Here is a 10,693-nt window from a genome sequence, read left to right as displayed (position 1 = left end):
CTTCTTCGATTCGATCTTGTCGCCCATCGCCGCGATCGCGCCCGGCGGCGGCCCGACGAACGCGATCCCTGCGTCGGCACAGGCCTTGGCGAAGCTCTCGCGTTCGGACAGGAAGCCATAGCCGGGGTGGATGCAGTCGGCGCCCGTTTCCTTGGCGGCGAGCAGGATCAGGTCGGCCTTGAGATAGCTTTCGGACGCGGGCGCGGGGCCAAGCCGCACCGCTTCATCCGCCATCAGCACATGCGGGCTGCGCGCATCGGCGTCGGAATAGACGGCGACGGTCTTCAGCCCCATGCGCCTGGCCGTGCGAAACACCCGGCACGCGATTTCGCCGCGATTGGCAACGAGGATTTTCTTGAACATCAATTAGGAACCTCAGTCGGGTCGCCGTGCATGAACATGCCAGAGTAGAACATCGCAACCAGCAGCACAGTAAGGATCGCGACACACACAAACATCAAGCGGCCATAATTCACCCTGCTACCACGTTTGATTGCTCTTCGACTCCCATCGCCGTCAGCCCCAGCTTGTGGAACAGCTCAGCATCCTTGTCATCGCCGGCATTGCCCGTCGTCAGCAGCTTGTCGCCGGTGAAGATCGAGTTCGCGCCCGCAAGGAAACACAGCGCCTGCGTCGCCTCGCTCATGCTTTCCCGGCCCGCGGACAGGCGCACCATGCTGTCCGGCATGGTGATGCGCGCGACGGCCACCGTCCGCACGAACTCGATGTCGTCGATCTTGGCCAGCGGCGTATCGGCCAGCATGTCGCCCAGCGGCGTGCCCTTGACCGGGACCAGCGCGTTGACCGGCACGCTTTCGGGCGGGGTCGGCAGGTTGGCCAGCGCATGGATGAAGCCAACCCGGTCGCCGCGCGTCTCCCCCATACCGACGATGCCGCCCGAACACACGTTGATCCCGGCTGATCGCACATGGTCCAGCGTGTCCAGCCGGTCGGCGAAGGTCCGCGTGGTGATGACCCGGTCATAATATTCGGGCGAGGTGTCGATGTTGTGATTGTAATAATCCAGCCCTGCATCGGCCAGCATCGCCGCCTGACCCGGCGACAACATGCCCAGCGTCATGCAGGTTTCCATGCCCATCTGGCGCACGCCCTTCACCATCTCGACGATGTCGGGCATGTCGCGGTCCTTGGGGTTGCGCCATGCCGCGCCCATGCAGAACCGGGTGGAGCCATTGTCCTTGGCCTGCGCCGCCGCCTGCATCACCGCGCGCACATCCATCAGCTTGGACGCGCCAAGGTCGGTGCTGTGCTTCGCCGACTGGTTGCAGTAACCGCAATCTTCGGGGCAGCCGCCGGTCTTGATCGACAACAGCGTCGATCGCTGGACGCTGTTGGCCGGATGATTGGCGCGGTGCACTTCCGCCGCGCGAAACACCAGTTCAGTAAAGGGCAGGTCGAACAGCTCGGCAATCGCGGCACGCGACCAGCGTTCGGTCACATCGGCAGCAGTTTCGGCGGCGGCGAGGGGTGTGACGGCGTTCAAGCGGCGATCTCCGGTCGGGTTTGGCGGCGCGCGGCATAACGGGCCAGCGCGGCCGCATAATGGGGTGCGGCGCGGCGCTCATGCTCGCCCGCGCCGATCGTGGCAACCGCATCGCCCACGCGCGCGACGACCGCATCGCTCAATGCGGCGAGCGGCGCGACATGGATGCCGATGGTGAACAGAACCGCCCCCGTTTCGGGCAGGCGGCGTAGCGTCTGGCGCTCGCACCGGACGAACAGCGTCTCCCCGGCATTGTCCGCATCGACATGGGCAAATCGGGTGGCGGGGTCGCCCTCTGGCATCCAGCGGGGGGCGGGATCGGGCACGACGAACCAGTTGGCCCGGCCAAAGATCATGCCCGGCGTCAGCGTCGCCATGAAATGATCGACCCCGGCGGCCAGTTGCTCGGCATAGCCATGGATCGGTGCGTGTACATCGGTCAGCGCCAGTCCCAGCTTGTCGCTGAGCCGCCAGTCGGTGGGAAATGCCACCGCCCCGCCGACCAGCCGGTAACGGCCGTCCGCGCCGGGGGTCAGCACGCACAGATCCTCCCACACGCCGCGCGCCGCATCGCCCAGCGTGCCGCCGGTGCCGATCATTGCCGCTGCTTCGCGACCCGGCGCCTCGCCCTCGGGCAGCATCGCGACACTGTCGGACCGGCGATCAAAGGCATCGGCACGCACCGCGCGGTCGAAATCAGGTTGCAGCCAGTCGCGCTCGGCCAGCCGGGTCAGCCCCATGCGAAGCGATCCGCTGCCCCGCGCGCGCGGCACCAGCGTCTCGACCGAAAAGCCCAAAGTCATTCCGCCGCCTCGCTGTCGGGGGGCATGTTGTGGCCCAGCAGGCGCAACACCTGTTCGGCCGCCTCGATCAGATTGGTGCCGGGGCCGAAAATCGCCTGCACGCCCGCGTCGCGCAGAAACGGATAATCCTGTGCCGGGATCACGCCGCCCGCCACGACGCGAATGTCGGCGCGGCCCGCATCCTTCAGATGGCCGATCAGCTCGGGGATCAGCGTCTTGTGCCCTGCCGCCAGGCTGGATGCACCGACCACGTCGACATCGCTTTCGATGGCCAGCTTCGCCGCTTCCTCCGGCGTCTGGAACAGCGGCCCGGCAACCACGTCGAAGCCCAGGTCGCCGAACATGCTCGACACCAGATTGGCGCCCCGGTCATGCCCGTCCTGTCCCATCTTGGCGACCAGCATCCGGGGTTTGCGGCCCAATCGCCGCTCGGTCGCGGTCACGCCGTCGGACAGGCGCGTCCAGCGCGCGTCGTCCTTATACGCGCCGCCATAGATGCCGCGCACCGGCGTCGGCTGCGTGCCGTAACGCCCGAACACGACTTCCATCGACGCCGAAATCTCGCCCAGCGTGGCGCGGGCGCGGGCACATTCGACCGCCAGCGCCAGCAGGTTGGCATCACCCGCCGCCCCTTCGCGAAGCGCCACCAGTGCCGCCTGACAAGCGCCCTCGTCACGAGCGGCGCGGACGCGTTCGATCCGCGCGATCTGGCCCTGCCGCACGGCATGATTGTCGATGTCGAGAATCTCGACCGGGTCCTCGTCCTTCAACCGGTGTTTGTTGACGCCGACGATCACGTCCTCTCCCCGGTCGACGCGCGCGGCGCGGGCGGCGGAGGCTTCCTCGATCATCGCCTTGGGCCAGCCGGCATCGACGGCACGGGCCATGCCACCCTCGGCCTCCACGCGCTCGATCAATTCCCACGCGCGGTCGACTAGGTCCCTGGTCAGCGCCTCGACATAATAACTGCCGCCCAGCGGATCGACGACGTTGGTGATGCCGGTTTCCTCCTGCAACACGATCTGCGTGTTGCGGGCGATGCGCGCGGAAAAGTCGGTGGGCAGCGCGATCGCTTCATCGAGCGCATTGGTGTGCAGGCTCTGCGTGCCGCCCAGCCCTGCCGCCAGCGCCTCGATCGTGGTGCGGATGACGTTGTTATAGGGGTCCTGTTCCTGCAACGATACGCCCGACGTCTGGCAATGCGTCCGCAGCATCTTGGACCGCTCGTCCTTTGCGCCCAGTTCGGTCATCACCCGGTGCCACAGCGTCCGGGCGGCGCGCAGCTTGGCGATTTCCATGAAGAAGTTCATGCCGATCGCGAAGAAGAAGGACAGCCGCCCGGCAAACTTGTCGATGTCCAGCCCCGCCGCCATCGCCGCCCGTGCATATTCGCGGCCGTCGGCGATGGTAAAGGCCAGTTCCTGAACCTGCGTCGCCCCCGCTTCCTGCATGTGATAGCCGGAGATCGAGATGCTGTTGAACTTCGGCATATGTTCGGACGTGTAGCCGATAATGTCCGAAATGATCCGCATTGAGGGCTGCGGGGGGTAGATATAGGTGTTGCGGACCATGAACTCCTTCAGGATGTCGTTCTGGATCGTGCCGTCCAGCTTTTCCTTCGGAACACCCTGCTCCTCCCCTGCGACGATGAAGAACGCCAGGATCGGGATCACCGCGCCGTTCATGGTCATCGACACCGACATCTGATCCAGCGGGATGCCGTCGAACAGGATCTTCATGTCCTCGACACTATCGATCGCAACGCCCGCCTTGCCCACATCGCCGGTCACGCGCGGATGGTCGCTGTCGTATCCGCGATGCGTGGCCAGGTCGAAGGCGACCGAAAGCCCCTTTTGCCCCGCGGCCAGATTGCGGCGGTAAAAGGCGTTCGATTCCTCGGCCGTCGAAAAGCCCGCATATTGCCGGACGGTCCAGGGGCGCCCGGCATACATCGACGCGCGCACGCCGCGCGTGAACGGCCCGAAACCGGGCAGGCCGGGGTCCCAGCCAGCGACATCCTCAGCCGTATAGAGCGGCTTGACCGCAATCCCCTCCGGCGTGTGCCAGGTCAGGTCGCGGCCCTTCACTTCCTTGTCGGCAAGCGCGCGCCAGTCGGCGGGAGTGGGTTTGTCGGTCATCGCAAATACTCGGTCGGTGGGCGCCTCAGCGTCCCTTGAAGTCGGGTTTCCGCTTGGCGAGGAAAGCCATGCCCCCCTCGGTCGCGTCCAGCGTCGTGCGGGCGTGGCGCTGTGCCTTCGCCTCGTGCAGCATTGCCGCAGCATAGTCGCTTTCGTAACCATGATGAAGCGCGCGGCGCATCAGACCCAGCGCCACCGTCGGTCCCGCCGCCAGTCGCGTGGCCAACGCCAGCGCGGCCTCATCCAACGCCTCGTCGGCGACGACCTTGTGGATCATGCCCCATTCCAGCGCGCGGTCGGCCAGCACCCGCTCACCCAGCAGCATCATCTCCGCCGCCCTTGCGCGCCCGATCAGGCGCGGCAGCATCCAGGACGCACCGCCATCGGGAACCAGTCCGATATTGACGAATGCCTGCAGGAAATAGCCAGTGTCGCTGGCGACACAGAAATCGGCGGCCAGCGCCAGGCTGCATCCGATCCCAGCCGCCGCCCCACGCACCGCGCTGACGACCGGCACGTCCAATGCCGCCAGCGTGGTCAGTGTCGGATTGTAATGCTCGGTCAGCGCGGCAAAGGTCGCTGCGCCGGGATCGTCGCTGTTGAGCGCCCCGCCCGCCACATCGGCACCCGAACAAAAGGCGCGCCCCGCCCCGGCCAGCAGCACCGCACGCGCGCCATTCAGGTCGGACAGCGCGGCACGCAATTCGTCGAACATTGCCGGGGGCGCGGCATTCAGCCGGTCGGGCCGGTTGAGCGTCAGGACCAGCACATCGCCGCGACGGTCGCTCAGGATATGCTCGAACGCCATCAATGGGCCCCCTTGGGCGTTGCCATGATCTCGGTCAGCACGCCGCCCATGTCGCGCGGGTGCACGAAGAAAATCGGCGTCCCGTGCGCGCCGATACGCGGTTCGCCCAATACGCGGAGGCCCTTTTCCTCGAACCACGCCTTGGCCACGTGAATATCGGGCACTTCATAGCAGACGTGATGCTGCCCGCCCGCCGGGTTCTTTTCGAGGAAAGCGCGGATCGGGGAATCGGCCCCCAGCGGCTCGATCAATTCGATCTGGGTATTGGGCGTATCGACGAAGCAGACCTTTACGCCCTGCGCGGGCAGGTCGAACGGCGCGCCGATCGCGGTCGCGCCCATGACGTCGCGGTAAAGGGCGATGCTATCGGCGATGGAGGGCGTCGCGACGCCGACATGGTTGAGGCGGCCGAGGATCATGCGGCGCGCGCCGTCATTGCGAGCGCAGCGAAGCAAACCAGTGCCGCGCAGTCCGTCGCTGGATTGCTTCGCTGCGCTCGCAATGACGGCGAGAGAAGAGGCTCAGCCATGGGCGATCTGCACATACAAGTCCTTCCACGCCGGGTTCATCGCCTCGATCAACGCCAGCTTCTTGGCGCGCGATCCGCCTTTCATCTGCTTTTCGCGGGCGATAGCGCCTTCCATCGTTTCGGCCATCTCAAACCAGACCAGCATCTTGCATCCGTATCGCTTGGTGAAGCCATCGGCGACGCCCTCGCGATGTTGCCACACCCGCTGGGGCAAGTTCGACGTGACGCCGATGTATAGAGTGCCATTCCGCCGGCTTGCCATGATGTAGATCGCCGGTTGCTTCACGATACCCGCCCGGCGTCACAACGGAATATTGTCGTGCTTCTTCCACGGGTTCTCCAGCGCCTTCCCCCTGAGTTTCCGCAAACCCAGCGCCACGCGCCGCCGTGTGGAATGCGGCATGATGACCTCGTCGATGAAACCCTTGGACGCCGCCACGAAGGGGTTGGCGAAGCGGGCTTCATATTCCGCCGTGCGCTCGGCGATCTCATAGGCCGTGCGCCCGCGAAAGATGATCTCGACCGCGCCCTTGGCGCCCATCACCGCGATTTCGGCGGTCGGCCACGCATAGTTCAGGTCGCCGCGCAGATGCTTGGACGCCATCACGTCATAGGCGCCGCCATACGCCTTGCGCGTGATGACCGTGATCTTGGGCACCGTCGCCTCGGCATAGGCGAACAGCAGTTTCGCGCCATGCTTGATGATGCCCGAATGCTCCTGCCCCACGCCCGGCAGGAAGCCCGGCACGTCGACAAAGGTGACGATCGGAATCTCGAACGCATCGCAGAACCGCACGAAGCGCGCCGCCTTTTTCGATGAATTGATGTCCAGCACGCCCGCCAGCACCATCGGCTGATTGGCGACGATGCCCACCGTGCGGCCCTCGACCCGACCGAAACCGCACAGGATATTGCCGGCATGGGCAGGCTGGATTTCAAAGAAATCGCCCTCGTCCACAACCTTTCGGATCAGCTCGTGCATGTCATAGGGCTGATTGGCGTTGGGCGGGATCAGCGTGTCGAGACTGTGCTCGATCCGGTCCCACGGATCTTCGGTCGGCCGCGCCGGGGGCGCTTCCCGGTTCGATGCCGGTAACAGGTCCACGAAGTCGCGGGCCGCGAGCAGCGCCTCGATATCGTTGTCGAAGGCCACATCGGCGACCCCCGACTTCGTGGTATGCGTCACCGCTCCACCCAGTTCCTCCTGCGTGACGATCTCGTTTGTAACGGTCTTCACTACATCCGGGCCGGTGACGAACATATACGACGAATCCTTCACCATGAAGATGAAGTCGGTCATCGCGGGCGAATAAACCGCGCCGCCCGCGCACGGCCCCATGACGAGGCTGAGTTGCGGCACCACGCCGCTGGCGAGCACGTTGCGCTGAAACACCTCGGCATAGCCGCCGAGCGAGGCGACGCCCTCCTGGATACGCGCGCCGCCCGAATCGTTCAGGCCGATGACGGGCGCACCCACCTTCATCGCCATATCCATGATCTTGCAGATCTTTTGCGCGTGGCGTTCGGACAGCGATCCGCCGAACACGGTGAAATCCTGTGAAAAGACGAACACCAGCCGCCCGTTGATCGTGCCCGATCCGGTGACGACGCCGTCGCCGGGCACCACCTGATCCTGCATCCCGAAATCGGTGCAGTTATGTTCGACATACATGTCGAGTTCTTCGAACGACCCGTGGTCGAGCAGCACGTCCAGCCGTTCGCGCGCGGTCAGCTTGCCCTTGGCGTGCTGGGCATCCACCCGGCGCTGGCCACCGCCCAGACGGGCGGCGTCGCGGCGGCGTTCCAGTTCGGCGATGGTGGACGACATGCGCGCTCCCGAAATGTGTCGGCAACTTCCTTTCATGGCGCAGCGGCGAAGGCAAATGCGATGTTGCAAACATGTGCAAACCATGTTTGCAAACCCGTCATGTCCAACGTCCCACGCCGCCTGTTCGCCGGTCATCAGCTTCGCGCCCTGCGCCGCCGCCATGCGCTGAGCCAGGCAGAGGCGGCGGGGCGGCTTGGCATATCGACCAGTTATCTGTCGCAGATCGAAAATGGCGACCGCCCGCTGACCGAACTGGTGCTGGCGGCGCTGACCCGCGCCTTTCCACAGGACTGGGGCACGATCGGGGAGGATGCGGGGCTGGCCGCCGCCGCGCTGACCGCCGCGACCGATTCGCGCATCGACGGCGCGACCGAGGCCGATCCGGGGCTGACCCGTGCGCTTCGTCAGCAACCGCAACTAGCGCAGCGGCTGGTGGCGCTGCACGCCGCCTATATGCGGGTCGAGGCGCAGGTGCGCGTGCTGGATGACCGTGTCGATTCGGGCGAAAGCGCCAGCCGTCAGCCATGGGAAGCCGTGCGCGACTGGTTTCACGACGCGGGCAATTACATCGACGCGATCGACCGTGGGGCAGAGGCACTGGCCGCCCGCTTTCCCGCCGATGCCAGCCCGCGCCGCGCCATCGGGGAGCGTTTGCAGTCCCGCCACCGCGTGCAGATCGAAAGCGGCGATGGCGGCGGGCGGATGCGCGCCTTCGACCCCGTTCGCCGGACGCTTCGCCTCGACCGGACGCTGCCGCCCGAAAGCGCGCTGTTCCAGCTGGCGCACCAGTTGGTCCGGCTTGAACTGGCCGAAGCGATCGATGCCACCGTGACGGCATCAGGGCTGGCGGACGATGCCGCCCATGCGCTGCTGTCGGTAGGGCTGGCCAATTATGCCGCGGGCGCGCTGCTGATGCCCTATGTCCTGTTTCGCGACGCGGCGCGGGCGGTGCGCCACGATATCGACCGGTTGCGCCAGCGTTTCGGGACGAGCTTCGAGCAGTGCTGTCACCGCCTGTCGACGCTGCAGCGGCCGGGAGCCGAAGGGGTGCCGGTGTTCTTCTGCCGCGTCGACATGGCCGGCAACATCACCAAGCGCCATTCGGCGACCCCGCTGCAATTCGCGCGGTTCGGCGGCGCCTGTCCATTGTGGATCGTGCATGAAGCGGTGGCGATTCCCGACCGCATCCTGGTGCAGCGCGCGGAAACCCCCGATGGCGTGCGATACGTCACCATGGCCAAGGGGCTGGTCAAACCATCGGGCAGCTATACCCGCAGCCCCCGCCGCTACGCCGTGACATTGGGGTGCGAGGACGCGCACAGCGCCGATTTCGTCTATGCCGACGATCTCGGCCCCGATGGCGCGGCGACGCCGATCGGCAGTTCGTGCCGCATCTGTCCGCGCGCGACCTGTGACCAGCGCGCCTTTCCCCCGGCGGCATCGCGGATCGAGATCGACGCCGATGCGCGCGGCGTCGTGCCATATCGCTTTCGCTGATTGCCGCGCGCGCGCGATGGGCATAGCCTCCCCGGCAATAATGACAGGATGAGGAGAGAGCCATGGCCACCGCCGCGCGCACCACGCCCGTGATTTCGGATGTCGAGTGGGAGGCGCGCCAGCAGCTCGCCGCCTGTTACCGCGTGTTCGACATGCTCGGCTGGTCCGAGATGATCTACAACCACATCACGCTGAAAGTGCCGGGCGGGGACGGCGCGTTCCTGATAAACCCGTTCGGCCTGCATTTCAGCGAAGTGAAGGCGTCGAACCTGGTCAAGGTCGACATCGACGGCAACAAGCTGGACGATTCGCCCTACCCGGTGAATCGGGCCGGCTTCGTGCAACATGCGGTGTTCCACCGCCATCTGCCCGACGCGCATTGCATCATGCACACGCACACGACCGCAGGGATGGCCGTCAGTTCGCTGGAGGGCGGGCTGCGCCCGGTCAATTTCTATGCCGCCAGTTTCGCCGGGCAGATCGCCTATCATGATTTCGAGGGCGTGACCGTCCGCGACGAGGAAGGCGCACGGCTGGTCGAGCATCTGGGCGACAGGCGCGTCATGCTGCTGAAGAATCACGGCATCGTCGTGATGGGACGAACCCTGCCGGAAGCGTTCCTGAAACACTGGTCGCTGCAACGCGCCTGCGAGATCCAGCTTGCGACGATGAGCATGGGCACGCCCATCGAAGTGCCCGCCGACGTCATCGCCGTGCATCAGCGCGACATCAGCCAGGCACAGGCGCCCGGCGGCCCCGGCGCGGCGGATTTCGCGGCGATGGTGCGGCTGGTCGACCGAATCGACGGCGGCTGGCGCGACTGAACCGCGCCGCTTGCATCAGTCGCCCTGCGGCTGGGGCAACAGCAGCGCGAGCAGGATCATGCGGCATTCCGCGTCCATTTCGCCGTCGATCATCTCGGGACGGAAACGGCGCTGGAATGCCATGATCGCCGCGCGGGAATCACCGACATCATAGCCGAAACGCTCCAGCGCCAACAGAAAACTCGCCTCGTTCCAGTGCGGGTCCATCAGCCCGCGCGCCGGTCGCGGCAGGGTCAGGCGCAGCCGGGCAAGCTGCCACCAGGGAAAACGCTCGCCAGGGTCCTTCCTGCGCGCGGGCGCAATATCCGAATGACCGACGACATTGCCGCGCGTCACCTGATGCCGGTCCTTGATCGCCGCGACCAGCCGGATGACGGCGTGCACCTGCGCCTCCGGAAAGTCGCGATAGCCCCAATCATGGCCGGGATTGACGATCTGGATCCCGATCGAGGCGGAATCAACATCGGTAATGCCACGCCAGCGCGAGCGCCCGCTATGCCATGCGCGCCGTCCCTCATCGACCAGCGCAAAGACGCGGCCATCCTCCTCGACCAGATAATGGGCCGATACCCCGGCATCGGGGTCGCGCAGCCGTTTCAGCGCGGCGGCGCCCGATTGCATTCCGGTATAATGCAGCACGATCATGCTGACCGGCAAAAGACGGTCGTCGTGATTGGGCGATGGCGCTTCGATCGGCGGCATGACGCCTGATTGCGGCGCGCCCGGCGCGCACGCAAGGCCCGTCAGACCACGGCGTAGAAT

General features: G+C 65.8%; 11 protein-coding genes. 2 read left to right on the top strand and 9 right to left on the bottom strand.

The features are described from left to right. From VL973_RS13895 to VL973_RS13860, 8 genes are all read right to left on the bottom strand, one after another. The coding region (locus VL973_RS13895; protein ID WP_325284620.1) for a biotin carboxylase N-terminal domain-containing protein at positions 1 to 363 on the bottom strand (363 nt) is incomplete at its 3' end. Positions 364 to 472: 109 nt separating this feature from the next. Continuing rightward, positions 473 to 1,459, bottom strand: a complete 987-nt coding sequence (bioB, locus tag VL973_RS13890) for a biotin synthase BioB (protein WP_414712257.1) — start codon at positions 1,457 to 1,459, stop codon at positions 473 to 475. 41 nt (positions 1,460 to 1,500) lie between these two features. Continuing rightward, positions 1,501 to 2,307, bottom strand: a complete 807-nt coding sequence (locus VL973_RS13885) for a heme-dependent oxidative N-demethylase family protein (RefSeq protein ID WP_325284618.1) — start codon at positions 2,305 to 2,307, stop codon at positions 1,501 to 1,503. Continuing rightward, positions 2,304 to 4,445 (bottom strand): methylmalonyl-CoA mutase, encoded by a 2,142-nt coding sequence (gene scpA / locus VL973_RS13880; protein ID WP_325284617.1) that lies wholly within the window; start codon positions 4,443 to 4,445, stop codon positions 2,304 to 2,306. Before scpA ends, VL973_RS13885 begins: the two co-directional genes overlap by 4 nt. Positions 4,446 to 4,470: 25 nt before the next feature. Beyond that, positions 4,471 to 5,253, bottom strand: a complete 783-nt coding sequence (locus VL973_RS13875) for an enoyl-CoA hydratase-related protein (protein WP_325284616.1) — start codon at positions 5,251 to 5,253, stop codon at positions 4,471 to 4,473. Further along, complete coding sequence (gene mce, locus VL973_RS13870; protein ID WP_325284615.1) at positions 5,253 to 5,672, bottom strand: methylmalonyl-CoA epimerase; 420 nt, start codon at positions 5,670 to 5,672, stop codon at positions 5,253 to 5,255. Before mce ends, VL973_RS13875 begins: the two co-directional genes overlap by 1 nt. 102 nt (positions 5,673 to 5,774) lie before the next feature. Next, positions 5,775 to 6,044, bottom strand: a complete 270-nt coding sequence (locus tag VL973_RS13865; RefSeq protein ID WP_325284622.1) for a GIY-YIG nuclease family protein — start codon at positions 6,042 to 6,044, stop codon at positions 5,775 to 5,777. Positions 6,045 to 6,083: 39 nt separating this feature from the next. Then, positions 6,084 to 7,610, bottom strand: a complete 1,527-nt coding sequence (locus VL973_RS13860) for an acyl-CoA carboxylase subunit beta (protein WP_325284614.1) — start codon at positions 7,608 to 7,610, stop codon at positions 6,084 to 6,086. Between the two features lie 99 nt (positions 7,611 to 7,709). Between VL973_RS13860 and VL973_RS13855 the strand changes: the two genes are divergently transcribed. Further along, complete coding sequence (locus tag VL973_RS13855) at positions 7,710 to 9,107, top strand: short-chain fatty acyl-CoA regulator family protein (protein ID WP_325284613.1); 1,398 nt, start codon at positions 7,710 to 7,712, stop codon at positions 9,105 to 9,107. A gap of 62 nt (positions 9,108 to 9,169) precedes the next feature. Further along, complete coding sequence (locus VL973_RS13850) at positions 9,170 to 9,931, top strand: class II aldolase/adducin family protein (protein ID WP_325284612.1); 762 nt, start codon at positions 9,170 to 9,172, stop codon at positions 9,929 to 9,931. 15 nt (positions 9,932 to 9,946) lie between these two features. Here VL973_RS13850 and VL973_RS13845 read toward each other — a convergent pair whose 3' ends face one another. Then, a complete protein-coding gene (locus VL973_RS13845) occupies positions 9,947 to 10,633 on the bottom strand; it encodes an N-acetylmuramoyl-L-alanine amidase (protein ID WP_325284621.1) in 687 nt (228 codons plus the stop codon). Between the last annotated feature and the right edge of the window lie 60 nt (positions 10,634 to 10,693).

The sequence above is a fragment of the Sphingomonas sp. genome (assembly GCF_035490575.1).
GTDB lineage: Bacteria > Pseudomonadota > Alphaproteobacteria > Sphingomonadales > Sphingomonadaceae > Sphingomonas.
The sequence above is the reverse complement of the archived record's forward strand: the minus strand, read 5'-3'. Positions and strand labels throughout refer to the sequence as shown.

Bases quoted from the DNA above. Each gene is read 5' to 3' on its own strand.
- VL973_RS13885 (WP_325284618.1), bottom strand. From the start codon at position 2,307: ATGACTTTGGGCTTTTCGGTCGAGACGCTGGTGCCGCGCGCGCGGGGC.
- scpA (WP_325284617.1), bottom strand. From the start codon at position 4,445: ATGACCGACAAACCCACTCCCGCCGACTGGCGCGCGCTTGCCGACAAG.
- VL973_RS13875 (WP_325284616.1), bottom strand. From the start codon at position 5,253: ATGGCGTTCGAGCATATCCTGAGCGACCGTCGCGGCGATGTGCTGGTC.
- mce (WP_325284615.1), bottom strand. From the start codon at position 5,672: ATGATCCTCGGCCGCCTCAACCATGTCGGCGTCGCGACGCCCTCCATC.
- VL973_RS13865 (WP_325284622.1), bottom strand. From the start codon at position 6,044: ATGGCAAGCCGGCGGAATGGCACTCTATACATCGGCGTCACGTCGAAC.
- VL973_RS13860 (WP_325284614.1), bottom strand. From the start codon at position 7,610: ATGTCGTCCACCATCGCCGAACTGGAACGCCGCCGCGACGCCGCCCGT.
- VL973_RS13855 (WP_325284613.1), top strand. From the start codon at position 7,710: ATGTCCAACGTCCCACGCCGCCTGTTCGCCGGTCATCAGCTTCGCGCC.
- VL973_RS13850 (WP_325284612.1), top strand. From the start codon at position 9,170: ATGGCCACCGCCGCGCGCACCACGCCCGTGATTTCGGATGTCGAGTGG.
- VL973_RS13845 (WP_325284621.1), bottom strand. From the start codon at position 10,633: ATGCCGCCGATCGAAGCGCCATCGCCCAATCACGACGACCGTCTTTTG.